27 protein-coding genes are annotated in these 26,142 nt (G+C 64.1%); 18 read left to right on the top strand and 9 right to left on the bottom strand.

Features of this window, described 5'->3' with window-relative positions; translation table 11 throughout:
* Nucleotides 1-175: 175 nt before the first annotated feature.
* On the top strand, nucleotides 176-1,861 hold the full coding sequence (locus tag ACTEK7_RS31830) for a tetratricopeptide repeat protein (RefSeq protein ID WP_225147575.1): 1,686 nt from the start codon (nucleotides 176-178) through the stop codon (nucleotides 1,859-1,861).
* Between the two features lie 159 nt (nucleotides 1,862-2,020).
* On the opposite strand, the gene ACTEK7_RS31835 is transcribed toward ACTEK7_RS31830, so the two are convergent.
* The gene (locus tag ACTEK7_RS31835) at nucleotides 2,021-2,668 is read right to left on the bottom strand and encodes a TetR/AcrR family transcriptional regulator (protein ID WP_225114230.1); all 648 of its coding nucleotides are present in this window, start codon (nucleotides 2,666-2,668) and stop codon (nucleotides 2,021-2,023) included.
* A gap of 247 nt (nucleotides 2,669-2,915) precedes the next feature.
* On the opposite strand from ACTEK7_RS31835, the gene ACTEK7_RS31840 reads away from it, so the two are divergent.
* From ACTEK7_RS31840 to ACTEK7_RS31850, 3 genes are read left to right on the top strand one after another with little or no spacing between them, the layout of a single operon-like run.
* Nucleotides 2,916-3,458 (top strand): OsmC family protein, encoded by a 543-nt coding sequence (locus ACTEK7_RS31840; RefSeq protein WP_027576569.1) that lies wholly within the window; start codon nucleotides 2,916-2,918, stop codon nucleotides 3,456-3,458.
* A gap of 35 nt (nucleotides 3,459-3,493) precedes the next feature.
* Nucleotides 3,494-4,627, top strand: coding sequence for an acyl-CoA dehydrogenase family protein (locus tag ACTEK7_RS31845; RefSeq protein WP_225124737.1), 1,134 nt, complete (start codon nucleotides 3,494-3,496; stop codon nucleotides 4,625-4,627).
* Between the two features lie 48 nt (nucleotides 4,628-4,675).
* Nucleotides 4,676-5,554 (top strand): sulfurtransferase, encoded by an 879-nt coding sequence (locus ACTEK7_RS31850; protein ID WP_225147574.1) that lies wholly within the window; start codon nucleotides 4,676-4,678, stop codon nucleotides 5,552-5,554.
* A 117-nt stretch (nucleotides 5,555-5,671) separates the two neighbouring features.
* Here the strand turns inward: ACTEK7_RS31850 and ACTEK7_RS31855 are convergent, their stop codons facing one another.
* The gene (locus ACTEK7_RS31855; RefSeq protein ID WP_225147573.1) at nucleotides 5,672-7,618 is read right to left on the bottom strand and encodes a sigma 54-interacting transcriptional regulator; all 1,947 of its coding nucleotides are present in this window, start codon (nucleotides 7,616-7,618) and stop codon (nucleotides 5,672-5,674) included.
* Nucleotides 7,619-7,778: 160 nt separating this feature from the next.
* Between ACTEK7_RS31855 and ACTEK7_RS31860 the strand changes: the two genes are divergently transcribed.
* The 4 genes from ACTEK7_RS31860 (at nucleotide 7,779) to cynS (ending at nucleotide 11,601) form a co-directional block, all read left to right on the top strand.
* The gene (locus tag ACTEK7_RS31860) at nucleotides 7,779-9,158 is read left to right on the top strand and encodes a CmpA/NrtA family ABC transporter substrate-binding protein (RefSeq protein ID WP_225147572.1); all 1,380 of its coding nucleotides are present in this window, start codon (nucleotides 7,779-7,781) and stop codon (nucleotides 9,156-9,158) included.
* 172 nt (nucleotides 9,159-9,330) lie between these two features.
* Nucleotides 9,331-10,170 (top strand): nitrate ABC transporter permease, encoded by an 840-nt coding sequence (gene ntrB / locus ACTEK7_RS31865; protein ID WP_225147571.1) that lies wholly within the window; start codon nucleotides 9,331-9,333, stop codon nucleotides 10,168-10,170.
* 5 nt (nucleotides 10,171-10,175) lie between these two features.
* Nucleotides 10,176-11,099 (top strand): ABC transporter ATP-binding protein, encoded by a 924-nt coding sequence (locus ACTEK7_RS31870; protein WP_225139760.1) that lies wholly within the window; start codon nucleotides 10,176-10,178, stop codon nucleotides 11,097-11,099.
* A 13-nt stretch (nucleotides 11,100-11,112) separates the two neighbouring features.
* Nucleotides 11,113-11,601: a cyanase gene (cynS, locus tag ACTEK7_RS31875; RefSeq protein ID WP_025037304.1), complete on the top strand. Its 489-nt coding sequence runs from the start codon at nucleotides 11,113-11,115 to the stop codon at nucleotides 11,599-11,601.
* Here cynS and ACTEK7_RS31880 read toward each other — a convergent pair.
* Nucleotides 11,588-12,415, bottom strand: a complete 828-nt coding sequence (locus tag ACTEK7_RS31880) for an isocitrate lyase/PEP mutase family protein (RefSeq protein WP_036027851.1) — start codon at nucleotides 12,413-12,415, stop codon at nucleotides 11,588-11,590. The genes cynS and ACTEK7_RS31880 overlap by 14 nt on opposite strands.
* Before the next feature lie 103 nt (nucleotides 12,416-12,518).
* On the opposite strand from ACTEK7_RS31880, the gene ACTEK7_RS31885 reads away from it, so the two are divergent.
* The gene (locus tag ACTEK7_RS31885; RefSeq protein ID WP_225147570.1) at nucleotides 12,519-13,493 is read left to right on the top strand and encodes a LysR family transcriptional regulator; all 975 of its coding nucleotides are present in this window, start codon (nucleotides 12,519-12,521) and stop codon (nucleotides 13,491-13,493) included.
* A 5-nt stretch (nucleotides 13,494-13,498) separates the two neighbouring features.
* Here the strand turns inward: ACTEK7_RS31885 and ACTEK7_RS31890 are convergent, their stop codons facing one another.
* Entirely contained in the window at nucleotides 13,499-13,822 is a 324-nt protein-coding gene (locus ACTEK7_RS31890) for a DUF1476 domain-containing protein (protein WP_036027850.1), read from the bottom strand.
* Between the two features lie 320 nt (nucleotides 13,823-14,142).
* Here ACTEK7_RS31890 and purC point away from each other — a divergent pair, with 320 nt between their 5' ends.
* From purC to ACTEK7_RS31905, 3 genes are read left to right on the top strand one after another with little or no spacing between them, the layout of a single operon-like run.
* On the top strand, nucleotides 14,143-14,910 hold the full coding sequence (gene purC / locus ACTEK7_RS31895; RefSeq protein ID WP_172782948.1) for a phosphoribosylaminoimidazolesuccinocarboxamide synthase: 768 nt from the start codon (nucleotides 14,143-14,145) through the stop codon (nucleotides 14,908-14,910).
* Nucleotides 14,911-14,924: 14 nt separating this feature from the next.
* Nucleotides 14,925-15,167 (top strand): phosphoribosylformylglycinamidine synthase subunit PurS, encoded by a 243-nt coding sequence (gene purS, locus ACTEK7_RS31900; RefSeq protein WP_036012950.1) that lies wholly within the window; start codon nucleotides 14,925-14,927, stop codon nucleotides 15,165-15,167.
* Between the two features lie 5 nt (nucleotides 15,168-15,172).
* A complete protein-coding gene (locus ACTEK7_RS31905) occupies nucleotides 15,173-15,358 on the top strand; it encodes a hypothetical protein (protein WP_225147569.1) in 186 nt (61 codons plus the stop codon).
* 19 nt (nucleotides 15,359-15,377) lie between these two features.
* Here ACTEK7_RS31905 and ACTEK7_RS31910 read toward each other — a convergent pair whose 3' ends face one another.
* The gene (locus ACTEK7_RS31910) at nucleotides 15,378-16,394 is read right to left on the bottom strand and encodes a magnesium and cobalt transport protein CorA (RefSeq protein ID WP_225147568.1); all 1,017 of its coding nucleotides are present in this window, start codon (nucleotides 16,392-16,394) and stop codon (nucleotides 15,378-15,380) included.
* Nucleotides 16,395-16,560: 166 nt separating this feature from the next.
* On the opposite strand from ACTEK7_RS31910, the gene purQ reads away from it, so the two are divergent.
* Both purQ and ACTEK7_RS31920 read left to right on the top strand, forming a co-directional pair.
* Nucleotides 16,561-17,262 carry a phosphoribosylformylglycinamidine synthase subunit PurQ gene (purQ, locus tag ACTEK7_RS31915; protein ID WP_225147567.1) on the top strand — a complete coding sequence of 234 codons (702 nt, stop codon included), beginning with the start codon at nucleotides 16,561-16,563 and terminating at the stop codon, nucleotides 17,260-17,262.
* Nucleotides 17,259-18,248 carry a tripartite tricarboxylate transporter substrate binding protein BugD gene (locus tag ACTEK7_RS31920; RefSeq protein ID WP_225114221.1) on the top strand — a complete coding sequence of 330 codons (990 nt, stop codon included), beginning with the start codon at nucleotides 17,259-17,261 and terminating at the stop codon, nucleotides 18,246-18,248. The genes purQ and ACTEK7_RS31920 overlap by 4 nt, the downstream gene beginning before the upstream one ends.
* Before the next feature lie 47 nt (nucleotides 18,249-18,295).
* On the opposite strand, the gene ACTEK7_RS31925 is transcribed toward ACTEK7_RS31920, so the two are convergent.
* Nucleotides 18,296-18,694, bottom strand: coding sequence for a RidA family protein (locus tag ACTEK7_RS31925; RefSeq protein ID WP_225147566.1), 399 nt, complete (start codon nucleotides 18,692-18,694; stop codon nucleotides 18,296-18,298).
* A gap of 133 nt (nucleotides 18,695-18,827) precedes the next feature.
* On the opposite strand from ACTEK7_RS31925, the gene ACTEK7_RS31930 reads away from it, so the two are divergent.
* The 3 genes from ACTEK7_RS31930 (at nucleotide 18,828) to ACTEK7_RS31940 (ending at nucleotide 20,878) form a co-directional block, all read left to right on the top strand.
* Nucleotides 18,828-19,433: a TetR/AcrR family transcriptional regulator gene (locus tag ACTEK7_RS31930; protein ID WP_225147565.1), complete on the top strand. Its 606-nt coding sequence runs from the start codon at nucleotides 18,828-18,830 to the stop codon at nucleotides 19,431-19,433.
* 143 nt (nucleotides 19,434-19,576) lie between these two features.
* Complete coding sequence (locus ACTEK7_RS31935; RefSeq protein WP_225147564.1) at nucleotides 19,577-20,314, top strand: tetratricopeptide repeat protein; 738 nt, start codon at nucleotides 19,577-19,579, stop codon at nucleotides 20,312-20,314.
* Between the two features lie 138 nt (nucleotides 20,315-20,452).
* Nucleotides 20,453-20,878, top strand: coding sequence for a GFA family protein (locus ACTEK7_RS31940; protein ID WP_225114258.1), 426 nt, complete (start codon nucleotides 20,453-20,455; stop codon nucleotides 20,876-20,878).
* A gap of 13 nt (nucleotides 20,879-20,891) precedes the next feature.
* Here the strand turns inward: ACTEK7_RS31940 and ACTEK7_RS31945 are convergent, their stop codons facing one another.
* Together ACTEK7_RS31945 and ACTEK7_RS31950 are read right to left on the bottom strand one after the other, a co-directional pair.
* On the bottom strand, nucleotides 20,892-21,854 hold the full coding sequence (locus ACTEK7_RS31945; RefSeq protein WP_225147563.1) for a DMT family transporter: 963 nt from the start codon (nucleotides 21,852-21,854) through the stop codon (nucleotides 20,892-20,894).
* Between the two features lie 76 nt (nucleotides 21,855-21,930).
* Nucleotides 21,931-22,410, bottom strand: a complete 480-nt coding sequence (locus ACTEK7_RS31950) for a PaaI family thioesterase (protein WP_225147562.1) — start codon at nucleotides 22,408-22,410, stop codon at nucleotides 21,931-21,933.
* Between the two features lie 186 nt (nucleotides 22,411-22,596).
* On the opposite strand from ACTEK7_RS31950, the gene purL reads away from it, so the two are divergent.
* Nucleotides 22,597-24,807 carry a phosphoribosylformylglycinamidine synthase subunit PurL gene (purL, locus tag ACTEK7_RS31955; protein ID WP_225147561.1) on the top strand — a complete coding sequence of 737 codons (2,211 nt, stop codon included), beginning with the start codon at nucleotides 22,597-22,599 and terminating at the stop codon, nucleotides 24,805-24,807.
* Nucleotides 24,808-24,933: 126 nt separating this feature from the next.
* Here the strand turns inward: purL and ACTEK7_RS31960 are convergent, their stop codons facing one another.
* Nucleotides 24,934-26,121, bottom strand: coding sequence for an acyltransferase family protein (locus ACTEK7_RS31960; RefSeq protein ID WP_225147560.1), 1,188 nt, complete (start codon nucleotides 26,119-26,121; stop codon nucleotides 24,934-24,936).
* Between the last annotated feature and the right edge of the window lie 21 nt (nucleotides 26,122-26,142).

The raw sequence follows: 26,142 nt of genomic DNA on the forward strand, positions 1-26,142 counted from the left end.
GCAGTGGATGTGGAGCGGTGATCTGGAGGCGGAACTGGTGCGGCTTCAGGGGATGATGGCCAAGTCGGCCTGAGCATCGGGCCGCACGGACCCGTCGCCTGCAAGTGCGCAACCAAGGGCTGTGCATAGACAAGATTGGTTGCTATGAAGTCTCTGGAAATTGAGTGGGGACTGCATGTTTGGAAGGATCGGCCGCGCAGGAGTTCGTGCGGCAGCAAGCTTCGGTGTTGTGGCGCTGACGGCCTTGCTCGAAATGTCAGGCGCTCGCGCGGAAATGCCGTTGGCTTCCAAGTGTAACGCGGTCGGCAATTTCAGCCTCGATGACAGGATCGCAGGCTGCACCGCCATCATTCAGGCGGCGGGGACGGGCATGCAGCAAGGTGTGGTCATGGCGCGCTTCCGCCGCGCCATGTTCTACCGCCAGAAGGGCGAGATCGACCTTGCGATAGCGGACTACAACGAGATCATTGAGCGCGATCCGGGCAATCTGAACTCCCGCATCGCGAGGGCTTCTGCGCTGATCCAAAAGCGAGAGCCCGAGGCTGCGCTGCTTGATTATGCCAAGGTGATCGAGCTCGATCCGAAGAATACCTACGCCTATATCGGACGTGCTCACGTCTATTCGGCGAGACGCGACTTCGTCCGTGCCATCGCCGATTATGATCAGGCCCTTCTGATTCATCCGGACAATGTCATAGCGCATGTCGAACGAGGCCTCTCTTACGTCCGGAATGGGGATCCCGATCGGGCCATGGCTGACTGCGATCGTGCGGTCGAGATCAGCCCGCAAAACGGTGGAGGCCAATTGTGCCGCGGTCGAGTTTACTTCGCAAAGGGTAAGAGAGAGCTCGCGTTGGCCGCACTGGATCAAACCATCCAGATCAAACCCAGAAGCGAGAATTTTTACTACTTCCGAGCCGAATCCTTTTCTCAACTGGGTGAACTCGACCGCGCGATCGCCGACTATGACCGGATCATCGAGCTAAACCCACAGAGCCGGTCTGCCTATGGTTGCCGGGGCGTCGCCTATTTTCAAAAGGGTGATTACGATCGCGCCATTGCCGATTACAATCAGGTGATCCAGCTGGCACATAAGGGTCAAGGAAACACCGGCGATCGGCAGAGTCAGCTTCAAGGTCAGGATGCAGATCCCATTTCTGCGTCCGTCGCAGGTGAATCGATTGCGCTCGCGTCCACGGATGGCCCCGTGCTCCGCGCTCGGGGTGGGGCCTACCACGCGAAAGGGGAGCTTGACCGCGCTATCGCAGACTTCGATGACGCGATACGCCTCAACCCCAAGGATAAGGATGCATTCGGGCTCCGCGCCAACGCGTACAAGGCCAAGGGGGACTTCGGCCGCTCGCTCGAGGACTACGATCAACTCGTGCAGCTCGATCCCAAGGATGCGCGCGCCTACTTTCATCGTGCGAGGCTCTATTGGCAGACCGCTTCCTTCGCCCAATCGTTGACCGATCTGAATCAGGCGATCGAGCTCGATCCGAAAGGTGCCTATCCAGTCATCTGGCGCGAAATTGTTGCAAGGCGCAGCGACCAACCGAGCCGGCTGAGCGAGGCTGCAAAGCGGCTCGACGCGACGAAATGGCCCGCGCCGGTCGTCAACCTCTTCCTGGGTACGACGACGCCGGAGCAAGTGCGCAGCGCAGCGGACGATGCCGACCCGGCGAAGAAGAAGGGGCGGGTCTGCGAGGCGAATTTCTATATTGCCGAGCGAGCCCTGCAGAGCGGCTCCAGGGAAGAGGCGTTAAAACTGTTCGAGCAGGCGGCTGCCGATTGCCCGAGGACCTTTATCGAGAAGTCGGCCGCCGACGTCGAGCTTGCCGCGCTGCGAGCGAGCCGCTGATCGAGCGGACGGGTCCGTAGGCGGGCAAATCAAAGCTTACAGTTGAGACGGAATGGTGGGCACGGCGCGTCGCGCCTTTGCCCACCCTACGAAGTCATCGTAGCCCGGATGGAGCGCAGCGCAATCCGGGACAGTGTCCCCGTTACGAAGCAAGAACCGTCACACGGCCTCCAACTGCTCCGCCGCGCGCTTCTTCTTCGCCTTGGCCTGGCCGAGCAGGGGGCCTGCCGTAAGCGCCGCGGTATCCGCGACGGCCGGGTCGCGCGAGATCATGGCGGCGACGATGGCGCCGTCGATGATGAGGCCGAGCTGGTGCGCCAGCACTGCAGGCTCGGCCGAGCCGAGCTCGCCGGCGAGCTTCTCGATGTGACCGAGCACGATCTTCTTGTGCTTCAGCGCGATGTTGCGGAATTGCTTGGCGTCCTTGTCGTGCTCGCCGACGGCGTTGATGAAGGGGCAGCCGTAGAAGCGCTCTTCGGCGAACCAGCTCTTCAGCGCGGGGAAGATGCGCGTGAGTTTCGCCTGCGCATCGCCGCCGCCTTGCTCCATGGCGCCGATGAACCATTCGCGCCATTGCTTGCCTTCGCTCTCCAGCACGGCGTTGACGAGGTTGGTCTTGGAGCCGAATAATTTGTAGAGCGTGGTCTTGGCGGTACCGGCCTCTTCGATGATCGCATCGATGCCGGTGGCGTTGATGCCGTTCTTGCAGAACAGATGCGTCGCCGCGTTGAGAAGGCGACCGCGTGCGGATTCGTCGTCGCCGGCAGCGGCGTGGGGCGGATTCTTCTTCGATGACGGCTTTGCCATGAGCGACAACTTAATCGCAGCCGCCTCGCATCAGCAAGCCGCATCTGTTCGGCGCCGAAAAGATTCGCATCCGCGCGCGCGGCTGCTCCGCCTTTGAGCAGGAGTGGGCTGACCAATCTGCAGGCAGCGACGTTTAAGCGGCTCCAAAGCCTCGCCTTTTGTTTTTCGCGAGATCTGGCACGCTCCATGCAAGGAAACAGACCGTTCGGTATCCTGCCGATTTCCACTTCTGCCAGGGAGAAGATTGATGACTGCCGTCGTTCAGAAGACAGTGCTGACGGGGTGCCTCGCGCCCATCGACAAGAACGGGCTCGAGCAACTGATTGCCAACGGCAAGGCAAACCCGAAGGTCATCAAGACCTTGAAGTGCAAGACGGTCGCGGAGGGCAAATTCCGCCACGCCAACTATATCCGCAACCTGCCGCCCTACATCGTCGACGAGCCGCCGGGGCTTTTGGGTGACGACACCGCGCCCAATCCGTCGGAAGCCTCGCTCGCCGCGCTCGGCTCGTGCCTTGCGGTCGGCCTGCATGCCAACGCCGTGCACCGCGGCTGGATCGTCAACAAGCTCGAGCTCGAGCTCGAAGGCGATCTCAACATCACCGCGGTCTGGGGCACCGGTGACACCTCCGACAAGCCGGTCGGCTTCACCGATGTGCGCGTCAAGGTGGACATGGAATGCGAGGGCATCTCGCCGGACGAGATCAACGCGCTGGTCGCCCATGTGAAGAAATGGTCGCCGGTCGCCAACACCTTCACGCGGCCGGTCAATCTCGAGGTCGGCATCTAGCAGACGGCAATCAGGACAGGGTGCGGGAGACGATCATGGGTTCACTGGCTTTATCGCGGGCCGACGTTCTGGATCAGCCCGCACCGTCCATTGCGGACGAGGTGGCGCGGATCGCGCGCCAAGAGCTCGCGCCGCTGGCCGCCGGCATCGACGACGGTTCGGTCTATCCAGCCGAGGTGCTGCGCAAGTTCGGCGCGGTCGGAGCGTGGGGCAGCCATGTGCCGCACGAAGGCCCCGCCGATCTGCGCTGCGCGATTCAGGCGATGGCGGCGATCGGCGAGGTCTGCGGTGCCACGGCCTTCATGGCGTGGTGCCAGAACACGCTGGTCTGGTACGCGGCGAACTCCACCAATGTGAAGCTCGCAAAGCGCTTCGGAGATGCCTTCTCGACCGGCCGCGTGCTTGGCGGCACCGGGCTCTCCAATCCCATGAAGAGCTTCTTCGGCATCGAGAAGCTCAAGCTAAAGGGCCGCAAGGTCGAGGGCGGCTATATCGTGCGCGGTGCGTTGCCCTGGGTCTCCAACCTCGGGCCTGATCACTACTTCGGCACCATCTTCGAGCGCGAGGACGAGCCGGGCATCGCAAGTGGCGAGCCCGGCACTGTCATGTTCCTGGCCGATTGCTCCGACCCCGCGATCACGCTGACGCCCTGCAAGCCGTTCCTCGCGATGGACGGCACCGGCACCTATGGCGTGCAGTTCCGCGACGCTTTCGTGCCCGATGAGCTGATCCTGGCCGATCCCGCCGCGCCCTTCGTCAAGAAGATCCGCGCCGGCTTCATCCTGCTGCAGGCCGGCATGGCGCTGGGGGTGATCAAGGATTGCATCAACATCATGGACGAGGTCGACAATCCCCTCGGCCATATCAACCGCTATCTGCCGCAGCAGCCGGTGCATTTCCGCGAGCTCGCCGCCGAGCTCGAGGCCGAGACCATGGCGCTGGCGCGCGATCCCTACAACGAGGAGGAAACCTACTGGCGCAAGGTGATTGCGCTGCGGCTGCGCGCCGGCGAAGCCAGCGTCGCGGCGGCGCATGCGGCGATGCTGCATTGTGGTGCCCGCGGCTACCTCAAGAGCCACCGCGCGCAGCGGCGCCTGCGCGAGGCCTATTTCGTCGCGATCGTCACGCCGGCCACCAAGCAGCTGCGCAAGATGCTGGCCGAGTCCTGAGTTCTACGAGTCCACCCGAAGACCCCCAACCTCAACGGAGAGGCTGCCATGACTGACGTTCTGATCACTGCCGTCGAACTCGCCGATCTCTTGAAGACCGAGCCGTGTGTCGTCATCGACACCCGCAATCCCGACGCCTACGCCGCCGGCCATCTGCCGGGCGCCGTCAACGTGCATGAGATCTTCACGTTCCTCGCGACCTCCACGCCCGAGGGCATGGCCGAGCTCAAGACCAAGTTCGCCGATGCGTTCGGCAGCGCCGGTCTTTCCGGCAAGGAGACGGCGGTGATCTACGAACAGTCGATGAACTCCGGCTTCGGCCAGTCCTGCCGCGGCTATTACCTGCTCACCATGCTCGGCTATCCCAAGGTGAAGGTGCTGCATGGCGGCTTCGACGCCTGGTCGGCCGCGGGCTTCCCGGTGACCAACGATGTTCCCACACCTGGGAAGGCCTCTTTCTCGATCGTGCCCGAAGCGGGCGAGATCCTGATCGATGCCAAGACCATGCTCGCCGCGGTCGGCAAGCCCGGCATCGCGATCCTCGACGTCCGCGACGTCGACGAATGGATCGGCGACAGCTCGTCCCCGTACGGCAAGGATTTCTGCCCGCGCAAGGGCCGCATTCCCGGCGCCGTATGGCTGGAATGGTATCGCATGATGAAGCCGACCGCCGAAGGCCCGCGCTTCAAGTCCAAGGACGAGATTCTGGCGGAATGCGCCACCGTCGGCATCTCGCAGACCACGCCCGTCTATCTCTACTGCTTCAAGGGGGCGCGCGCCTCGAACACGTTCCTGGCGCTGAAGAACGCCGGCGTGAAGGACGTGCGGATGTATTTCGGCTCCTGGAACGAATGGTCGCGCGATCCCTCGCTGCCGATCGAGCAGGGCCTGCCGATCGCATCGGACGTCACCACCAAGGCAGCCTGAGCGCGCGCCTCGTCCTTCGAGACGACCGCTTCGCGGTCTCCTCAGGATGAGGCTAAGCGGCACCGGTGTCTGTTGATACTGTTGCCGCGCCCTCCGACCTCATCCTGAGGAGCCCGCCTAAAGCGGGCGTCTCGAAGGATGGGCCCCTTGCGGACGAGGCGCGATTCCCAGCGCCTTGATCCGTGAGGCCAGCGTGGTCGGCTTGATGTCGAGCATCTCGGCGGCGCCGCCGGGGCCGAAGACTTTTCCGGCGCAGGCCTCAAGCGCGGCGAGAATGTTGGCGCGCTCGTGGTCGCGCATTTCCGACGACGTCATGATTGCGGGGCGCGCGTCGGGCCTCTGGCGGGTGGCGCCGCTGGGCGCTTGTTCACCTGAAGGATCGGGCAGATCGATGCGCAGGCGGCCGTTCTGCGACAGAATCGCAGCGCGCTCGATCACGTTCTGGAGTTCGCGGACATTGCCGGGCCAGTTGTAGCGGGTCAGCCGCCGCGCATCGCCCTCCGACAGACGGAGGTTCGATTTCAGCGCCTTGCTCTCGCGCGTCAGGAAATGCTGGGCCAGCAGGGGAATGTCCTCGCGGCGTTCGCGCAAGGGGACGGTCTCAATCGGAAACACGTTGAGACGGAAGTAGAGATCCTCGCGAAAGCGGCCGCGCTGGACCTCCTGCTTGAGATCGCGATTGGTCGCGGCGATGACGCGAACGTCGACGGCGCGGGTGCGCGCCTCGCCGACGCGCTCGAAATGGCCTTCCTGCAAGACGCGCAGCAGCTTGCCTTGCAGCTCGAGCGGGATCTCGCCGACCTCGTCGAGGAATAGCGTGCCGCCGTCGGCGAGCTCGAAGCGGCCGATGCGGTCGCGCGTTGCGCCGGTGAAGGCGCCGCGGACATGGCCGAAGAACTCGCTCTCGAACAATTCGCGCGGGATCGCGGCGCAGTTGACGCGGATCAGCGGCCGGTCGCTGCGGGTGGAATCCTCGTGGATGGCGCGCGCGATCAGCTCCTTGCCGGTGCCGGATTCGCCGGTGATCATCACCGCCGCGGTGGTCGGCGCCACCAGCTTGACCTGGCGCAGCGTCTTCTGGATCGCCTCGCTTCCCCCGATGATGCCGCGCGGGTTGGTCTCGATGCGGATTTCCTCCTGGAGATAGGCGTTCTCCAGCTCGAGCCGCTCGCGCAAGCGGTCGACCTCGGCAAGGGCCGCGTGCAGCTTCTCGGCGGCCTCGCGGCGCTGGCTGACATCGCGAAACACCACGACGGCGCCGACCACGACGCCGCGGTCGCGGATCGGTGTCGAGGTGTACTCGACCCAGGCCGGCGAGCCGTCCTTGCGCCAAAACACCTCGCCGTCGACCTGGTGCACGGCGCCGTCGCGGAACGCCGCATAGATCGGGCAGTCGTGGTTGTGATAGTGCCGGCCGTCGTGATGGGTGTGGTGGACGATCGGGTGGATCTCCTTGCCGACCAGCTCCTCGGCGGTCCAGCCCAGCATGCGCTCGGCCGCGGGATTGACGAAGGTGGTCTTGCCTTCGGCGTTGACGCCATAGATGCCTTCGCCGGCGGCGCGCAGGATCAGCTGGTTCTCGCGCTCGATGTCCTGGAACACGCGCTCGACCCGCTGCCAAGTCGAGATGCCGCCGCGCATGTGGTCTTCGGCGGCAGCATCGACATTGCGCCGGCGGCGGGCTTCGAGGTCGGTCAGCGTCAGCAGCAGCAGCGTGCGGCCGTCATGCGGCAGCAGGCAGCCGGCATATTCGAGCTTGAGATCTTGCCCGGTCGCGTGGCGTGGATTGAGCGCCGTGGTCCAGTAGGCGCCCTTGTGCAGCACGGCCTGGGTGAAGACGGTGAGGGCGGCAAGCTCGCCGGCGTGGAGCGTGCTGGCCCTGGTCTGCCGCAGCAAAGCGCGGTCGTAACCGAGCAGGGCGCAGGCGGCGGGATTGGCATCGACGATCTGGTCGCCATAGGGATCGACCAGCAGCATCGCCTCGACCGAGGATTCGAAGGCCGCGATGCGCGGGTCGATGACGGGGGCCACCTCGTCGTGGGCGGGCATTGGCGTCGTTGCCATTGCGAAATCTCGTAATTGAACTACGAAATCTCGTTTATCACGAGTTTTCGTAGCGGCCAAGCGCGGGTGAAAATGCTGCGTCATCAAGGCAATGCCTGCCTATTCGTCGGTGGCATGCTCCTTGCGTAATTCCTTCTCGCATTGACGCGCAGGAGGGCCGATGTCCACGTTCGACAATCCGTTTGATCCCGATCGCAAGCTTCGAGCCGGCTGTGTTTGCGGCCAGCATCGTTCCGCAGCTGAGCATGAGCAGGCGACGGCGCTGCATTGCGAGCCGGTAGCAAGCGAAGAGCAGCGCTACGAGGGCGTGGTCGCCTCCGCATTGATGCGCGCGATGTTTCCGCAGGACGTGGCGCGGCGCGCCTTCCTGAAGTCGGTCGGAGCATCGACCGCGCTCGCGGCGCTGTCGCAATTCTTCCCGATTCAGACGGCGACCGAGGTGTTCGCGCAAGCCGGCGCGCCCGAGAAGAAGGACCTCAAGGTCGGCTTCATCCCGATCACCTGCGCCACGCCGATCATCATGGCAGCGCCCATGGGCTTCTATGCCAAGCACGGCCTCAACGTCGAAGTTGTGAAGACCGCCGGCTGGGCCGTGATCCGCGACAAGACCATCAACAAGGAATACGACGCTGCGCACATGCTGGCACCGATGCCGATCGCGATCTCGCTCGGCCTCGGCGCCAACGCGATTCCCTTCACCGTCCCGGCCATCGAGAACATCAACGGGCAGGGCATCGTGCTGGCGAGCAAGCACAGGGACAAGCGCGATCCGAAGGACTGGAAGGGGTTGAAATTCGCCATCCCCTTCGACTATTCCATGCACAATTATCTCTTGCGCTATTACCTCGCCGAGCACGGTCTCGATCCCGATACCGACGTGCAGTTGCGCTCGGTGCCGCCGCCGGAGATGGTCGCGAATTTGCGTGCCGACAACATCGACGGCTTCCTCGCGCCCGACAACATCTGCCAGCGCGCGATCTATGACGGCGTCGGCTTCATGCATCTGCTCTCCAAGGAGATCTGGGATGGCCATCCCTGCTGCAGCTTTGCTGCGAGCCGCGAGTTCATCACGACGGCGCCGAACAGCTTCGCGGCGCTGACCAGGGCGATCGTCGATGCCACCGCCTTCGCCTCGAAGGCCGAGAACCGCAAGCAGATCGCCGAGGCGATCGCGCCGGCGAATTACATCAACGCGCCGGTCACCGTGCTGGAGCAGGTCCTGACCGGCACCTATGCCGACGGCCTCGGCGGGGTGAAGACCGATCCCAAGCGCGTCGATTTCGATCCATTCCCCTGGCAGTCCTTTGCGGTTTGGATGCTGACGCAGATGAAGCGCTGGGGCCAGATCAAGGGCGACGTCGACTACAAGGCGGTGGCCGAGCAGGTGTATCTGGCAGCCGATACCAAGAAGCTGATGACCGAGATGGGCCTCACGCCGCCGGCGAGTGCCTACAAGTCGTTCGCGGTGATGGGCAAGAATTTCGATCCGGCCAAGCCCGAGGACTATCTGGCGAGCTTCAAGATCAGGAAGGCGTCGTGATGGGAGCTCCCGCCGCTTTCGTGTCCCGGACGCGATGCAGCACTCCCGGCGATGCGAAGCATCGTCCGGTGTGCTGCTTCGCTGAGCCGGGACCCAGTCAGACCCCATGGGTCCCGGTTCTACGGCGCATCACTTCGTGCTGCGCCGCGCCCGGGACATGAGAGGGCGCAGTATGACCTCCTCCCTTCGCCTCCGCGCCGGCCTCGTCTCCCTCGTGCTGCTCGCCGCTTTCCTCGGCATCTGGCATATCGCCACGCGCTCGACCGCCGCGACGACGACGATGAGCCCGGAATACGCCAAGCTGATGGGCCTGACCGCAACGCAAGGCAAATCGGCGATGCCCGGGCCGCTCGATGTCGGCGCCAAGCTCTGGGAGCATCTGAAGCGGCCGTTCTACGACAACGGGCCGAACGACAAGGGGCTCGGCATCCAGCTCGGCTATTCCATTGCGCGCGTCGGCACCGGCTATCTGCTGGCCGTGCTGGTGGCGATCCCGCTCGGCTTTCTGATCGGCATGTCGCCGCTGCTGAGCAAGGCGCTCGATCCGTTCATCCAGGTCTTGAAGCCGATCTCGCCTTTGGCCTGGATGCCGCTCGCGCTCTACACAATTAAGGATTCCTCGGTCTCCGCGATCTTCGTCATCTTCATCTGCTCGATTTGGCCGATGCTGCTCAACACGGTGTTCGGCGTCGCGAGCGTGCGCAAGGAATGGATCAACGTCGCGCGCACGCTCGAGGTCGGCACCGTCAGGCGGGCCTTCACCGTGATCCTGCCGGCAGCGGCCCCGACCATCCTGACCGGCATGCGCATCTCGATCGGCATCGCCTGGCTGGTGATCGTCGCAGCCGAGATGCTCGTCGGCGGCACCGGCATCGGCTACTTCGTCTGGAACGAGTGGAATAATCTCTCGATCACCAACGTCATCATCGCGATCCTCCTGATCGGGGTCGTCGGCATGCTGCTCGACCAGATCCTGGCGCGCTTCACGCGCATGGTCACGTTTCCGGAGTAGAGGCGATGACCGACAAGTTCATCTCGATCGAAGGCATCGCCAAGCGCTATTCCGGCGCGGGCGGAGCGACGACCACCATCTTCGAGAACCTCTGGCTCTCGATGGCGCGCGGCGAGTTCGCTTGCGTGATCGGCCATTCCGGCTGCGGCAAGACCACGGTGCTCAACATCCTCGCCGGGCTGGATGCGCCGAGCGAGGGCGCGGTCATCGTCGACGGCCAGGCGATCTCGGGCACCAGCCTCGACCGCGCCGTGATCTTCCAGAGCCATGCGCTGCTGCCCTGGCGCACGGTGCTCGGCAACGTCGCCTATGCCGTCAGCTCGAAATGGCGCAGCTGGGACCGCGCCAAGGTCAAGGCGCATGCGCAGAAGTTCATCGATCTGGTCGGCCTCTCCGGCGCCGAGCACAAGCGTCCCTCGGAACTGTCGGGCGGCATGAAGCAACGCGTTGGCATCGCACGGGCGCTGTCGATCACGCCGAAGATGATGCTGATGGACGAGCCGTTCTCGGCGCTGGACGCGCTGACGCGCGGCACGCTGCAGGACGAGGTGCGGCGGATTTGCCTGGAGACCGGGCAGACCGCGTTCATGATCACCCACGACGTCGACGAGGCGATCTATCTCGCCGACAAGATCTTCCTGATGACCAACGGTCCCGGCGCGGTGCTGGCGGAGGTGGTCGAGAATCCGCTGCCGCGCGATCGCGGCCGCACCGACCTGCACCGCCATCCGCTGTACTACGCGCTGCGCAACCACATCATCGATTTCCTGGTGACGCGCAGCAAGACTTTTACCACTGAAAAGCCGGATCACGATCCGCGCAATGTGCCGACGGTGCAGATCGGCAAGCCCGGGCTCTCGATCGCATCAAGCGGCGAAGAGCCGCGACAGACCTGGATGCCGGGGACAAACCCCGGATTGAGCGCCTAGCAAGGAGACCCTAATGAAACGCGAAGACCTCACCGAAAAACTGCTCGACATCAAGCGCGAGAAGGGGTGGAGCTGGAAGCACATCTGCGAAAAGATCGGCGGCTATTCCGAGGTGCTGATCGTCGGTGCGATCATGGGCCAGATGAAGCTGACGAAGCCGCAGGCTGCCAATGCCGGCGAGCTGTTCGGCCTGTCGAAGGCGGAAGTTGCCATGCTCAACGAGGTGCCGATGCGCGGCACCGGCACGCCGATGCCGCCGACCGACCCGCTGATCTACCGCTTCTACGAGATGGTGATGGTGAACGGTCCGGCCTGGAAGGCGCTGATCGAGGAGGAGTTCGGCGACGGCATCATGTCGGCGATCGACTTCGACATGGGCATCGAACGCGTCGCCAACCCCAAGGGCGACCGCGTCAAGATCACCATGAGCGGCAAGTTCCTGCCGTATAAATATTACGGCGCCAGCGGCAACGTGCCGGAGTACGGCTTCAAGGAGGAGTGACCGCGGCGAAGGCGGCGCGCAGCTCGCCGACCGGCGCCATCTCGCGGATGTAGGTGAAGGACCCCTTGTCCTTCATCTCGCGCGCGCAGTTCAGGAACGCTGCGAGCGCGTAGCGCGACATGGCTCCGCCGACGCTGATGCGCTTGACGCCAGCGGCGGACAATTGCTCGACGGTTAGCGTCGGGTCGGCAAAGCCCATCACGTGGTTGAAGGGCTTGCCCAGCGAGGACACCACCGTCCTGATCGTGGCGAGATCGTACAGGCCCGGCGCATAGAGGACGTCGGCGCCGGCGGCCTCGAAGGCCTGCAGGCGGCGGATCGTATCGTCGATGTCCTTGCGGCCGTGCAGGAAGTTCTCGGCCCGCGCTGTCAGCGTGAACGGAATGGGCAGCGCGCGTGCCACCTCCACCGCGGCCTGGACGCGCTCGACGGCGTGGGAGAAGTCGTAGATCGGGCGATCGCGATCGCCGCTGAAATCCTCGATCGAGCCGCCCACCGCGCCAGTGTCTGCGGCACGCCGAATAGCTTCGGCGGCGCGTCTCGGCTCATGTGCGCCGCAATTCTCGAGGTCGACGCTGACGGGCAGGTCGGTCGCTTCCACGATCGTGCGTGCGTTGGCGAGGATGACGTCGAGGCTGACGCCGCTGCTGCCGAGCATGTTGGCGACCCCGAGGCTCGTAGTGGCCAGGGCTTCGAAGCCCATCGCCGCGAGCAGCTTCGCGGTGCCGGCATCCCATGGATTGGGAATGATGAAGGCACCGGGCCGCTCGTGCAACGCGCGAAACGCTCTCGCCTTGTCCAACTGGCTCGTCATGGCTCGTCTCCATTGTCTGTCCCAACGAGCTTTAGGCGCACTTTCGTAATCCGCCAAATTTGTTATTCTGTCAGATATCATCAGCTTTTTGCATGAGGTCGCGATGGACAGTGACGCCCTCAACACCTTCCTGGCGGTTCATCGCAGAGGCGGGATTTCGCATGCCGCGAAATTCCTGCACCGCTCGCAGCCGGCGATTTCGCGCCGTATCGCTCTATTGGAGCAGGAGCTCGGCGTTCCCCTGTTCGAGCGGGTGGCAGGCCGCACCCGGCTGAGCGATGCCGGGCGCGTGCTGATCCCCTATGCCGAGCGCGCAGTCGCCGCGGCGCAGGATGCCGAACAGGCGATCCGCGCACTGACCAAGCAGAATGCAGGGCCGGTTTCGCTGGCCGTGACCGGGACGCTCGCTGACAGCCGCCTCTCGACCATCATGAAGCGATTTGCCAAGGAGCATCCCGCCGTCGTGCTGAGCTTGCGGACGGCGACCAGCGCGGAGGTCAGCGATCTCATCCGGCGCGGCGAGGCCACGATAGGCCTGCGCTACAACGCCGACGGCTCGGGCGATCTCGCCTGCGAGCAGATCCTGCGCGAATCGTTGCAAGTGGTCTGTGCGCCCGACCATCCTCGCGCCGGACAGCGGGTGAAACGCCTCGCCGAGCTTGGTGGCGAGCGCTGGATCGCATTCCCCGAGATTCGCGGGCGCCGCGAGATTGCCGCGGCTCACGTGTTCGCGCTGTTTCTGACGCGGGGACTTGGCGAGGTGGAATGGACTACCGTGGACAGCCTCACTGCGCAGAAGCGGCTGGTGGAATCGGGCTTCGGTCTTGCACTACTGGCAAAAAGCCATGTGGCGGAGGAGCTGCGTGCGGGCTCGATCGCGACGATCGCCGTGGGCGACCTTGGTGCGCACCAGGATATCATCCTCGTCACGCGTCGTGACGGGTTTTTGAGCGCTGCCGCAGAGCGCCTGCTCGAAACCATCCGCCGCAACTATGCCGGGCCGAATGTCTCGACCACGCGGGAAGGCAGAAGAAGAACGCCGGCGCGCAAGGCTATTGCGCGCCAGCGGGTCGGTTGACTCGATTATTTCCCCGCCTTCACCTCGGCGGCGGCAACTGCGAGCAACTCGCTCATCTTGGCGCGAATCGCCTGCTCGGTGACGGTGACGTTCTTGGCGGCGAAATCGGCCGTCAGCTTGCGCACGACGTCGGCATCGCCGGCCTCCTCGAAATCGGCCGCGACGACCTCCTTGGCATAGGCGATGGCGGCATCACCCGTGATGCCGAGCTTCTCGGCTGCCCACAGGCCGAGCAGCCGGTTGCGGCGGGCCTCCGCCTTGAACTTCTGCTCCTCGTCGAGGGCGTACTTCTTCTCAAAGCCTTCCTGGCGTTTGTCGAACTCGCTCATGCCTGTTCCAAATCCTCGCTGAATGGAGCGGGAGCCTTCCGTTGCGGCGACCCGGCTGCATGCCTACATAGATAGCACGAATCGGCAAAACAACGGGCCGTTAAGCCGCAGGCAAGACGGTATAAGTTGGTGCCGGACGGCCGGATCGATTGTGCTCGGACAGCCAATCGGATAGGTTGCCTAAGGCTTGGTTCCCGTTCTGTTTCCAACGGGTTATAGATGGGTTCCTGGCCGTTCACGGCAGCTCCGCTGTGGGTCGTAATCCTAGTCAACCGGAGCACACCAAATTCATGGATTTCAACAAAACACGGTACATCCCCATGAGCCGTCGGCGTCGCATTTATGAAGGCAAGGCAAAGGTTCTTTACGAAGGCCCCGAGCCCGGTACCCTGATCCAGCACTTCAAGGACGACGCCACCGCGTTCAATGCGAAAAAGCATCAGGTGATCGAGGGCAAGGGCGTCCTCAACAACCGGATCTCGGAGTACCTGTTTCAGCACCTCAACGACATCGGGGTGCCGACCCATTTCATCCGCCGCCTCAACATGCGCGAGCAGTTGATTCGCGAGGTCGAGATCGTGCCGCTGGAGGTGGTGGTGCGAAACGTCGCCGCCGGCTCGCTGTCGCAGCGCCTCGGCATCGAGGAGGGCACACAGCTGCCGCGCTCGATCATCGAGTTCTATTACAAGAACGACCAGCTCAACGACCCCATGGTGTCGGAAGAGCACATCACCGCCTTCGGCTGGGCGACGCCGCAGGAGATCGACGACATCATGGCGCTCGCCATCCGCGTCAACGACTTCCTCACCGGCCTCTTCCTCGGCATCGGCATCCGCCTCGTCGACTTCAAGATGGAGTGCGGGCGCCTGTTCGAGAACGAGATGATGCGCATCATCGTCGCCGACGAGATCTCGCCGGACAGCTGCCGGCTGTGGGACATCAAGTCGAACGAGAAGCTCGACAAGGATCGTTTCCGCAGGGATCTCGGCGGCCTGCTCGAGGCCTACACCGAAGTTGCAAAGCGTCTCGGCATCCTCATGGAGAACGAGCGTCCCCAGGGCACCGGCCCGGTGCTGGTGAAGAGCTGAAGAGGACTTTTGACGTGAAGGCACGTGTCACCGTTACCCTGAAGACGGGCATCCTCGATCCGCAGGGCAAGGCCATCGAAGGCGCGCTGAAGTCGCTCGGCGTCGACGGCGTCGCCAGCGTCCGCCAGGGCAAGGTGTTCGACATCGAGCTCGCCGGCGCCGACAAAGCCAAGGCGGAGGCGGCGCTGAAGGAAGCCGCCGACAAGCTGCTGGCGAACACCGTGATTGAAAATTATGCGATCGAGATGAAAGCCTGAGCGGAGTGGCGGATATCGGCAAAGAGCTGATTTTCGAGCTGCTGAAGCAGATCGAGCAAACGCTCGGTGATGTCGAATACAAGATCGACGAAATCAGGTCTGAGCTGAGCGCCTGTCGAGAAGAGCAGCTTCTCATGCTGCACGACCTTCAGGTGGTGCAGAGCACGTGGTCTGGCAGACGAGGCATGTAACCAGTCTGAGCGTCTGGACTCACAGCCATCCCACCCGCCGAAAACGCCAGTACAGCCCGCCGCAGGCGGTCAGCATCACGCCGAGCAGCATGAAGTAGCCGTACTCCCATTCCAGCTCCGGCATGTGCTTGAAGTTCATGCCGTAGATGCCGGCGAGCGCGGTCGGGACCGCGATGATGGCGAGCCAGGATGCGAGCTTCTTGGATACCGCCGTCTCCTGGGCCTGGCCGACCAACAGGCTTGCCTCGAAGGCGAAGGCCAGCACCTCGCGCATGGAATCGATGCGCTCCTGGATGTTGCGGACGTGGTCGGTGACGTCGCGGAACAGCGGCTGCATGGCCTGCCGCACCATCGACAGGTCGTCATGCTCCAGCCGGCGGCAGACCTCCACCAGCGGGCCGATCGCGGTCCTCAGCCGCAACAGGTCGCGGCGGAGCATGTAGAGCCGCTCGATCTGCGCCTTGCTGATCTGCTTGGAGAGCACGTCATCCTCGATGCTCTCGATCTCGTCGTGGATGCTCTCCAGCACGGGCGAGTAATTGTCGACGATGAAATCGAGGATGGCATAGAGGATGTAGTCCTCGCCGCGCGCGAGCGCCCGCGGACAGCTCTCGCAGCGCTCGCGCACCGGCGTGTAGGAGGTCGAGGCGCCGTGGCGCACCGAGACCAGATAGCCTTCGCCGACGAAGATGTGGGTCTCGCCGAAGGCGATGCGTCCCTCGATCAATTGCGCGGTGCGCGCGACGATGAACAGGGCCTCGCCATATTGCTCGATCTTCGGCCGCTGATGGGCGTGGTTGGCGTCCTCGATCGCGAGGTCGTGCAGGTCGAACTGCTTCTGCACCGCACCGAGCAGCGCCATGTCGGGCTCGTGCAGTCCGATCCACACGACATGGCCGGGCTTGGCTCGCCAGCTCGAGGCCTCGCTGATGGCTATATTGGCGACTCTGCGGCCGTCGACATAAGCGCCGGCGGCGACGACGCCCTCGGCGGATACCGGTTCGGAGAGGGACGTGGGCAGCGACGGGACGTTCATGGCTTCAATCCCGGCAAATCGAGCGGCCAAAGGCGCGCGGCTATGGCCTGTGTACAAGGGCGCTCCGCAACGCTAGCACTGGTAAAATCCCCGTCAAATGGTTATGTCTGTTCGCGAATTGGCCCGTTGGCCAGCTTCGATTCTCAGCCTCGTCGGAACCCCTGCCATGAAAGCCGCCATCCTCGTCTTTCCCGGAATCAACCGCGAGCGCGACATGGCGCGCGCGTTGAGGCTGATCTCCGGCAGCGAGCCCGCGATGGTCTGGCACGCCGAGACCTCGCTGCCTGCGGGCACCGATCTCGTCGTCGTGCCCGGCGGCTTCTCCTACGGCGATTACCTGCGCTGCGGCGCGATTGCGGCGCGTGCGCCGGTGATGGATGCGGTGCGCGACTATGCGGCCAAGGGCGGCCTCGTGCTCGGCGTCTGCAACGGCTTTCAGATCCTGTGCGAGTCCGGTCTCTTGCCGGGCGTGTTGATGCGCAATGCGCGGCTGAAATTCATCTGCCGCGACGTGCATCTGCGCGTCGAGCGTTCCGACACGCCGTTCACCCGCGGCTACAATGCCGGCCAGGTGATCCGCGTGCCGGTCGCCCATGGCGAGGGCAATTACGAGGCGGACGAAGAGACTATCAAGCGGCTCGAAGGCGAGGGGCGGGTGCTCTATCGCTATTGCTCCGCTGCCGGCGAAGTCGACGATTTCAACAACATCAACGGCGCCGCGCATTCGATCGCCGGCATCGTCAACGACCGGGGCAACGTGCTCGGCATGATGCCGCATCCGGAAAACCACGTCGAAGACATCATGGGCTGCACCGATGGTCGCGGCTTGTTCGCCGGTCTCGCCCAGCATCTGGAAAAAGCCGCGTGATCTCGTTCGTGGTGAAGCGTGCGCTCGCCGCGATCGCGGCGCTGGCGTTCGCGACATTTTCGATCGCGACTTGCGCATCCGCGCAGGATTATCCCAAGCGTCCCATCACCATGATCGTGCCGTTCGCGGCCGGCGGCACCTCAGACGTGATCGCGCGCGCGGTGGCCGAGCAGATGGGCATCGCGCTCGGCCAGACCATCGTGATCGAGAATGTTGCGGGGGCCGGCGGCTCGACCGCGCTGGCGCGGGCCTCGCGCGCCGAGCCGGATGGTTATACGATTGCGATCGGCAATGCCGGCACCAATGCCGCGACATACACGATCTATCCAAAACTGCCGTTCACGCCTGATTCCTTCGTGCCGATCGCGATGGTGGCGAAGACGTTCGGCATCATCGCGCTGCGCAAGGACTTTCCAGCGAAGGACCTGAAAGAGTTCATCGCCTATGCCAAGGCGAATCCGGGCAAGATCAATCTCGGCCATGCCGGCGTCGGCTCCTCGAACTATCTGATCTGCAAAAGCTTCGTCACAGCAGCCGGGATCGACGCGACGCTGATCGGCTATCGCGGCGCCGCGCCGGCCCTGACTGACGCGGTCGGCGGCCAGATCGACGGCGTCTGCGATGCGGCCGCCTCGGTTTCCCAATCGATCAACGACAAGCTGGTGAAGGGCCTCGTGGTCGGCTCGACCGTGCGGCTCGCCACGCTGCCGGATCTGCCGACCTCGGCGGAAGCGGGCCTGCCCGAGTTCGAGGCGCAGGGCTGGAACGGCCTGTTCGCGCCCAAGGGCACGCCGCAGGCCGTGATCGCCAAGCTGAATGCCGCGGCGCGCACGGCCGTCGAGACCGAGGCGGTGAAGAAGCGCTTCGCCGACCTGTCGACCGTCGCGCCCGATGCCGACGAACACGCGCCCGACGTGCTGCAAAAGCTCGTGACGCGCGACGTCGAAAAGTACCGCAAGATGCTGGCGGACGACGCCAACAAGTAGCCTGGCCAAGTTGCCTGCCGGCGGCCGGTGTATGGCCGCCCGGAAGCTTACTGGAGCACAGGAATGCGGGCGATGACCTTGATCTCGAAGTCGAAGCCGGCCAGCCAGTTCACGCCGACGGCCGTCCAGTTCGGATAGGGCGGCTCGCCGATCTCTTCGGCGCGAACGGCCATCACCGTCTCGATCTGGCTCGCCGGATCGGTGTGGAACGTGGTGACATCGACGACATCGTCCAGCGTGCATCCACCAGCGGCGAGCACGGCACGCAAATTGGCGAACGCGCGCCGGACCTGGTCCTCGAATACCCGTTCGGGCGAGCCGTCCTCGCGGCTGCCGACCTGTCCCGACACGAACAGCAGGTCGCCGGAGCGGATCGCCGCGGAGTACCGATGCACTTGATAGAGCGCGTGGCGGTTCGCGGGGAAGATTGCCTCTCGCTGGGGCATGGCAGGGCCTTTCGGTTGATGGGCGTGAGCGGATCGTGGGTGTTCCATGGCTGGCGCGTCACGGCAATTTCAGATACGTTTCGTATGTGAGATATCGCTCACATACGAGGCGTATGTCAAGAGGGGACAGGGCATGGCAAAAGGGAAGCGCGCCGCGGCCATGGCGGAAAATCGGGCCAGGCTCATCCGCGCCGCACGCGCGGCATTTGCCACGCAGGGCTATGCAGACGCGTCGATGGACGAGCTCACTGCGGCCGTCGGTCTGACGCGGGGCGCGCTGTATCACAACTTCGAAGACAAGAAGGGGCTGCTCTGGGCCGTCGTCGAGCAGATCGACGGTGAAATGGCGGAGCGGCTCCGCATCGTTCGGGAGCGAGCGCCCAGCCCGTGGCTGGGCCTGCTCGCCGAGGGAAGCGCCTATATCGAAATGGCGCTCGAACCTGAGATCCAGCGCATCATGCTCCTGGATGGACCTGCCGTGCTCGGCGATCCCTCCAAATGGCCCGGCGAGAACGCCTGTCTCGTTATCACCATGCGAACGATCCGTGCGCTGATCGAGGAGGGAATCGTGAAGCCGGTCGACGTCGAAGCGGCGGGGCGGTTGCTGAACGGGGCTGCGCTCAGCGCGGCCTTGTGGGTCGCGGCCGCCGACGATCCCAAGAGCGTGCTGAGCAAGGCTGTTGATGCGTTTCGAGAGCTGGCCAGTGGGTTGCTGCGCGAAGTTCATGAACCTGCATAGGTTTTGCAGCGACTGACTCCTCGTCACCATTACGGCGCGCGTCCGGGTTCGCTGATTTTGCCGGCTGAGGCAACTCAAAGTTGTTTCATCGGTTCGATTGCGATATCAGGAGGCCGGCTGTCGTTGTGCTTTCCGGATGTCACATGCCCGTTGCTTTGGTCGTTCTGCTGCTCGATATCACGCTGATCTATCACGCCTCGCGAACCGGACGGTTGCGGCCCTGGGCCTTCATCATCCTGCTGGTGCCGATGATGGGCGCGATCGCCTATATCGCGGTCGAGCTCATTCCCGAATGGTTTTCCAGCCCCGGCGCGCGGCAGGCGCGCCAGCGTGTCGCCAATCGCCTCGATCCCGAGAAGCGCTATCGCGAGCTGTCCGACCTACTCGCCGGCACCGACACCATCGCCAACCGTGCGGCGCTGGCGGAAGAGTGCGCGAATATCGGCCGGTTCGGCGAAGCTGAAGCGCACTATGATCACATCCTGAAGCTGCCGATGGGCCACGATCCCGCCTACGCGCTGCGCAGGGCGCAGGCGCAATTTGCCGCCAGCCGCCCGGCCGATGCGCTGGCGACGCTGGACGATCTGCAGAAGCAATGGCCCGATTTCGATTCCGCCGACGCGCATCTGCTCTATGCCCACGCGCTCGCCGAGGTCGGACGTGTCGACGAGGCGCTGGAGGAATATCACGCGCTCGCCGGCTACTTCCCCGGCGCCGAGGCGCGGGTGCGCTACGGCATGCTGCTGCAAACGGTCGGCCGCACCGCAGAGGCGCGCATGGTCTTCAACGAGCTCCTGATCCAGATGCGCCGCGCGCCGAAATATCTGCGCAAGGCGCAGGCCGATTGGCTGTCCATCGCGGAGAAGCAGTTGTCGGCGTAAGGAGTCCGGCCCGCGTGAGTTGTTTTGATGCCTTGGGCGATTCCTTTTGATTGTTCGGCCCACATTTGAGAGAACGTTCCTGCCCGCTGACGTCGCCGAGCGGCGTCGTCATTCGCAGCAACGCCAGGAAGCAGCAACATGGTGAGTGATACAAACGTCCGGGCTGGTCAGTGCCATTGCGGGGCGGTGCGTTTCGAGGCGTCGCTGAGCGACGGTTTCAATTCGATCCGCCGCTGCACCTGCTCTTACTGCCGGATGCGCGGTGCGGTCGTCGTCATGGCGGAGATGGGCGGCATCAAGTTCCTGAAGGGCGAGGATGCGCTGACGAGCTACCGCTTCCATACCGGATCAGCGCAGCATTTCTTCTGTTCCCGCTGCGGAATCTACACGCATCATCAGCGTCGATCGGACCAGAATCTGTATGCTGTCAACGTGGCTTGCCTCGACGGGGTAAGTCCGTTCGATTTTCCTGAGGTGCCCGTCATGGACGGTGTCAATCACACCAACGACACAGGAAAACCGACGCGCCGTGCAGGTACCCTCCGCTTTATTTCGGCGGATTGACCATCGCCGTCGGCTACCGCCACTTCAACCGCTCCGCCGGCACCGTCATCGCCGCAACACCGGCCATCACCAGCAATAACCCCAGTGCGAGGTTCGACGGCACGCTCTCGCCGAGCAGTAGCACCGAGAGGCCGACGCCGATCGGAATGCGCAAATAGCCTTGGGCGTTGGTCGTCAGCGTGCCGAGCCGGCCGAGGCAGACGTAGAACAACATCAGGCCGAGCGCGCTCGAGACGATGCCCATGATGATGGTGGCGACGATCGCGGTCGGCGTTGGTTGCAGGGTCCAGGGCTGGTCGATCAGCAGTGAGGGCGGCAGCAGCACGAGGCCGCCGAATAGTAGCGATCCCGCCGCGACCACCATCGGATCGTATTCGGACAGGCGAAGGCCGAAGATCGTCGCGCAGGCAAAGGAGATGGTGGCGAGCAGGATCGCGATCTCTGCCACGATCTCGCTACCGAGCCCGCGCAGTGCGTCGAGGCCGACGATGGCGACGGTACCGGCAAGGCCGAGGATTGCACCGGTGAGCTTGAGCAGCGTCGCCGGCTCGTGCCGCGTGATCAGCGAGGTGATCAGGAAGGCGAAGATCGGCGTGGTCGAGGCCAGCACCACCGTGTTCGAGGCCGGCACATATTGCTGCGACCAGGTGATGATCAGGAACGGGAAGGTCGAGTTGATCAATTGTTGGGTCGCGAACAGCTTCCATGCTTTCGCGTCAGTCGGGATCCTGGTGCCGCGCATCCACAGGATCGCGAACAGGAAGGCGGCGGCGATCAGCGAGCGCGCCGAGATGAAGGTGATGGGTGGGATCGTGGGAAGCGCCAGCTTGGTCAGCGGATAGGTCGAGCTCCAGCAGCAGGCGAGCGCCAGCAGCAGCGCATAATCGCGCCAGTTGCGTGCGCCGGTGGCGATGGACGGCAACGGCGTTGATGCGGCCGCCGTCGCGCAACCCGCCTCGGATGTGCTCTGCGGCACCTTGTTCTTGCTCCCCGGCGCCAAAGCGCTTGGTGGGAAGTCTGGGCGAGGGCGCGCGAAAAGGGAAGGCGTCGAGCTATGCGTTTGGCTGAGGGAGTGCCTTCCGCTTCATCCGCTTGATCGTTCCGGAAAAGGTCAGCAGCAGCCGCTCGCCCGACATCATCTTGCCGCGCAGGAAGATCAGCGAGCCGCCGGCGCGGGTGACCTCGCCGGTGCATTCGATCAGCTCGCCCTCGCGTGCCGCATCGAGGAATTCGCAGGCGAAATTGGTCGTCACCGCCCGGCTGTCCAGGACATGGGTGGCGATCGCAAACAGCGAATAGTCGGCAAAGGCCATGTAGCAGCCGCCATGGACGTTGCCGGAGCCGTTGAGGTGTTTCCTCTCGACGCGGAAGGCGCTGCGGATGCTGCCGTCGGCCTCGATCCGGTGCCAGAACGGGCCGACATGGGACTCAAAACTGTCGCGAATCCAGGTCCGCCAGCCCACAAATTCACCCTCGGTGGCGACGTGGAGGTCGGGGCGGCGGGGCGGGGGCGCTTTGGTCAATTCGTGCAAGGAAATAGGCCTTCAATTGCGGGTCTTTAGACCTTAAATCCGATCCGACCGCGCCGTGCAATTCCCGTTCCCGCCGGCCCTGCCGGCGCAAAACGTGGGACAGCGGAAAAATGCGCCATAAAGGGCTTTTCGAAGCCGTCCGATGTTCCTAAGAACGGCCAAACCGCCGCCGAAAGCCTCGAAACCATGAAGAACGAACCCAAGATCACCCCCGAACTGGTTGCCGCCCACGGGCTCAAGCCCGACGAGTATGAGCGCATCCTGAAGCTGATCGGGCGGGAGCCGACCTTCACCGAGCTCGGCATCTTCTCGGCGATGTGGAACGAGCATTGCTCGTACAAATCCTCGCGCATCCATCTGCGCGGCCTGCCGACCAAGGCGCCCTGGGTGATCCAGGGCCCCGGCGAGAATGCCGGCGTGATCGACATCGGCGACGGCCAGGCTGTGGTCTTCAAGATGGAGAGCCACAACCATCCGAGCTATATCGAGCCGTATCAGGGCGCGACCACCGGCGTCGGCGGCATCCTGCGCGACGTCTTCACCATGGGCGCGCGCCCGATCGCCTGCCTCAATGCGCTGAGCTTCGGCGCGCCCGAGCATCCGAAGACGCGGCATCTCGTCTCCGGCGTGGTGGCGGGCGTCGGCGGCTACGGCAATTCCTTCGGCGTGCCGACGGTCGGCGGCCAGGTGCGCTTCCACACCCGCTACGACGGCAACATCCTCGTCAACGCCATGGCGGTGGGCCTCGCCGACGCCGACAAGATCTTCTATGCGGCAGCTTCCGGCGTGAACATGCCGATCGTCTATTTGGGCTCCAAGACCGGCCGCGACGGCATCCACGGCGCCTCGATGGCCTCGGCCGAGTTCGACGACAAGTCCGAGGAGAAGCGCCCGACCGTGCAGGTCGGCGATCCCTTCGCCGAGAAGCTGCTGTTAGAGGCCTGCCTCGAGATCATGGAGAAGGGCTGCGTCATCGCCATCCAGGACATGGGCGCGGCGGGCCTGACCTGCTCGGCGGTGGAGATGGGCGCCAAGGGCGATCTCGGCGTCGACCTCGACCTTGATGCGGTGCCGACTCGCGAGACCGGCATGAGCGCCTACGAGATGATGCTCTCGGAAAGCCAGGAGCGCATGCTCATGGTGCTCAAGCCCGAGAAGGAGAAGGAAGCCGAGGCGATCTTCAAGAAGTGGGGCCTCGACTTCGCCGTGGTTGGCTACACGACGCCGAGCAAGCGCTTCGTGGTCAAGCATGGCGGCGACGTCATGGCCGATTTGCCGATCAAGGAGCTTGGCGACGAGGCGCCGGTCTATGACCGTCCGCACGTCCCCTCGGCCGCGCTGCCGGTCGTGCATGCCCGCGACGTGCCGGCGCCGATGGGGCTCGGTGCGGCGCTGGAGAAGCTGATCGGCACGCCCGACATGTGCTCGAAGCGCTGGGTCTGGGAGCAGTACGATCACGTCATCCTCGGCAACACCATGCAGCGTCCCGGCGGCGACGCCGCCGTCGTGCGCGTGCAGGATGGGCCGAAGGGCCTCGCGCTCACTGTCGACGTCACGCCGCGCTATTGCGAGGCCGACCCCTTCGAGGGTGGTAAGCAGGCTGTCGCCGAAGCCTGGCGCAACATCACCGCGGTCGGCGGCAAGCCGCTCGCGATCACCGACAATCTCAACTTCGGCAACCCTGAAAGGCCCGAGATCATGGGCCAGTTCGTCGGCTGCCTCAAGGGCATCTCGGAAGCCTGCCGCACGCTGGACTTCCCGGTCGTGTCCGGCAACGTCTCGCTCTACAACGAGACCAACGGCCGCGCGATCCTGCCGACGCCCTCGATCGGCGGTGTCGGCCTGCTCGATGACTTCACCAAGTCGGCGTCGCTCGCCTTCAAGGCCGAGGGCGAGGCCATCCTCTTGATCGGCGAGACCCATGGCTGGCTCGGCCAGTCCGTCTATCTGCGCGACATCTGCGGCCGCGAGGAGGGCGCGCCGCCACCGGTCGATCTTGCGGCCGAGAAGCGCAACGGCGATTGCGTGCGCGGCATGATCCATGCGGGCACCGCGACTGCGGTGCATGATTTGTCGGACGGCGGCCTCCTGATCGCGCTGGCCGAGATGGCGATGGCGGGCGGCATCGGCGCCAAGCTGCTGGCGGCGCCGACTGCGCTGGTGCCGCAGGCCTACTGGTTCGGCGAGGACCAGGCGCGCTATCTCGTCACCGTGCCGGAAACCGAAGCCGGCCGCGTGCTCGCCAAGATGCGCGGCTGCGAGGTGCCCTGCGTGCGGATCGGCACCACCGGCGGCGATGCCATCGCGATCGCCGGCGAGGCGCCGGTTACGATCGACAGCTTGCGCAAATCGTACGAGCGCTGGCTGCCGGAATATATGGGTGGGAAGGCGGCATAAGGCGCTGCCACAAATCAGATCTGTAGCCCGGATGGAGCGTAAGCGTAATCCGGGACCGCTATCACTTGTGGCGAGGTCCCGGATTACGCTGCGCTCCATCCGGGCTACGGACCGAGAGACCGCGCCTCACAACACCTTCAACGCGCCCGGGATCTGCCGCAACGCTCGCGTCAGCGCCCAGCTCGCTGCGACAGTCAGGACGAACCCGACCGTGGCCTTGACGATCGCCGGCAGGTCATAGTCGAACAGCCAGTATTGCAGCCACAGCGCGATCGGATAGTGCACAAGGAACATGCCGAACGCGTCGCCCTGCATTGGATCGAGCAGCCTGGCTGAGCCTGATTGCTTGAATCTCTGGAAAAGGGCCAGGATCAGAAACATGATGGCCACGCTGAAGACGGTGAAGCAGATGGCATAAAGCGCTTCATACCAATCCGGCAACGGCGACGGGTTGCCCAGTATTTCGCGCTTGATGAAGATCAGCCCCCACAACAGGCAATACGGAACGATCGCCAGGACCATCCAGTCCCAGCTGACCTTTGCCATGCGGCCGTCGACAGAGAGCAGCCCACGATCCATTTGCGCAACGCCGATGCCGGCGCCGAAAAAGAAATAGGTCGCGTACAGCATCACGCGCCCGTGCTGGACCGAGAACGGCCCGAACTCGAACCAGCTGCTGTGTCCGTAGTGAACCAGCCCGGGAATGTAGAACGCGGCGGTGACGGCCAGCATGACCGCGAAGAACACGGCGGGCCGGCGGCGACCGTGTAGCGAGAGGCGATTGATCGGATCGAGCAGGTTGGGTGACAGCCGGTACAAAAGACAGGCCACCAGGTCGAAGGCAAACAAGACCCAAAGGAACCAGATCGGTCCGCTCGGCCACGGGCCCTTCGTGACCATATTCCACCAGAATTCAGCAAAACCGATCTCGGGATGGTGCCGCAGGGAGATCGCGTAATACGCGAGCGGAATGACTGTAAAGGCGCAGATCGCGAAGGGTAGGCCAAGCCGAAGCAGGCGATCTGCCAAATAGCTCCGGACTCCCTTCCGGGCGATGCCAGACCAGGCGAACAGTCCCGACAGGAAGAAGAACATCGCCATGAAGAAGCTGTCGGTGGCGAGCACGATCATGTCGAAGCCGAAGAAATAACTCGGATCGGTATGCCCGAAATAGGTATAGGGGATCACCGCGTGATGCAGCAGCACCACCAGAGTGAGGAAGGTGCGGGCGCGATCGATCGCCAGATTGCGCACCTTGCTCGTGGGCGCGGCATGCACCTCCGCGCCGATCGTCGCTGAATGTGACATCGTCATCGTGGCCGCCCCGATCCTGAC

The sequence above is a fragment of the Bradyrhizobium sp. JHI2711 genome (assembly GCF_056156565.1).

Excerpts from the sequence above, each read along its gene's own strand:
- ACTEK7_RS31830 (WP_225147575.1), top strand. The coding sequence starts at position 176 with ATGTTTGGAAGGATCGGCCGCGCAGGAGTTCGTGCGGCAGCAAGCTTC.
- ACTEK7_RS31835 (WP_225114230.1), bottom strand. The coding sequence starts at position 2,668 with ATGGCAAAGCCGTCATCGAAGAAGAATCCGCCCCACGCCGCTGCCGGC.
- ACTEK7_RS31840 (WP_027576569.1), top strand. The coding sequence starts at position 2,916 with ATGACTGCCGTCGTTCAGAAGACAGTGCTGACGGGGTGCCTCGCGCCC.
- ACTEK7_RS31845 (WP_225124737.1), top strand. The coding sequence starts at position 3,494 with ATGGGTTCACTGGCTTTATCGCGGGCCGACGTTCTGGATCAGCCCGCA.
- ACTEK7_RS31850 (WP_225147574.1), top strand. The coding sequence starts at position 4,676 with ATGACTGACGTTCTGATCACTGCCGTCGAACTCGCCGATCTCTTGAAG.
- ACTEK7_RS31855 (WP_225147573.1), bottom strand. The coding sequence starts at position 7,618 with ATGGCAACGACGCCAATGCCCGCCCACGACGAGGTGGCCCCCGTCATC.
- ACTEK7_RS31860 (WP_225147572.1), top strand. The coding sequence starts at position 7,779 with ATGTCCACGTTCGACAATCCGTTTGATCCCGATCGCAAGCTTCGAGCC.
- ntrB (WP_225147571.1), top strand. The coding sequence starts at position 9,331 with ATGACCTCCTCCCTTCGCCTCCGCGCCGGCCTCGTCTCCCTCGTGCTG.
- ACTEK7_RS31870 (WP_225139760.1), top strand. The coding sequence starts at position 10,176 with ATGACCGACAAGTTCATCTCGATCGAAGGCATCGCCAAGCGCTATTCC.
- cynS (WP_025037304.1), top strand. The coding sequence starts at position 11,113 with ATGAAACGCGAAGACCTCACCGAAAAACTGCTCGACATCAAGCGCGAG.
- ACTEK7_RS31880 (WP_036027851.1), bottom strand. The coding sequence starts at position 12,415 with ATGACGAGCCAGTTGGACAAGGCGAGAGCGTTTCGCGCGTTGCACGAG.
- ACTEK7_RS31885 (WP_225147570.1), top strand. The coding sequence starts at position 12,519 with ATGGACAGTGACGCCCTCAACACCTTCCTGGCGGTTCATCGCAGAGGC.
- ACTEK7_RS31890 (WP_036027850.1), bottom strand. The coding sequence starts at position 13,822 with ATGAGCGAGTTCGACAAACGCCAGGAAGGCTTTGAGAAGAAGTACGCC.
- purC (WP_172782948.1), top strand. The coding sequence starts at position 14,143 with ATGAGCCGTCGGCGTCGCATTTATGAAGGCAAGGCAAAGGTTCTTTAC.
- ACTEK7_RS31910 (WP_225147568.1), bottom strand. The coding sequence starts at position 16,394 with ATGAACGTCCCGTCGCTGCCCACGTCCCTCTCCGAACCGGTATCCGCC.
- purQ (WP_225147567.1), top strand. The coding sequence starts at position 16,561 with ATGAAAGCCGCCATCCTCGTCTTTCCCGGAATCAACCGCGAGCGCGAC.
- ACTEK7_RS31925 (WP_225147566.1), bottom strand. The coding sequence starts at position 18,694 with ATGCCCCAGCGAGAGGCAATCTTCCCCGCGAACCGCCACGCGCTCTAT.
- ACTEK7_RS31930 (WP_225147565.1), top strand. The coding sequence starts at position 18,828 with ATGGCAAAAGGGAAGCGCGCCGCGGCCATGGCGGAAAATCGGGCCAGG.
- ACTEK7_RS31935 (WP_225147564.1), top strand. The coding sequence starts at position 19,577 with ATGCCCGTTGCTTTGGTCGTTCTGCTGCTCGATATCACGCTGATCTAT.
- ACTEK7_RS31940 (WP_225114258.1), top strand. The coding sequence starts at position 20,453 with ATGGTGAGTGATACAAACGTCCGGGCTGGTCAGTGCCATTGCGGGGCG.
- purL (WP_225147561.1), top strand. The coding sequence starts at position 22,597 with ATGAAGAACGAACCCAAGATCACCCCCGAACTGGTTGCCGCCCACGGG.
- ACTEK7_RS31960 (WP_225147560.1), bottom strand. The coding sequence starts at position 26,121 with ATGACGATGTCACATTCAGCGACGATCGGCGCGGAGGTGCATGCCGCG.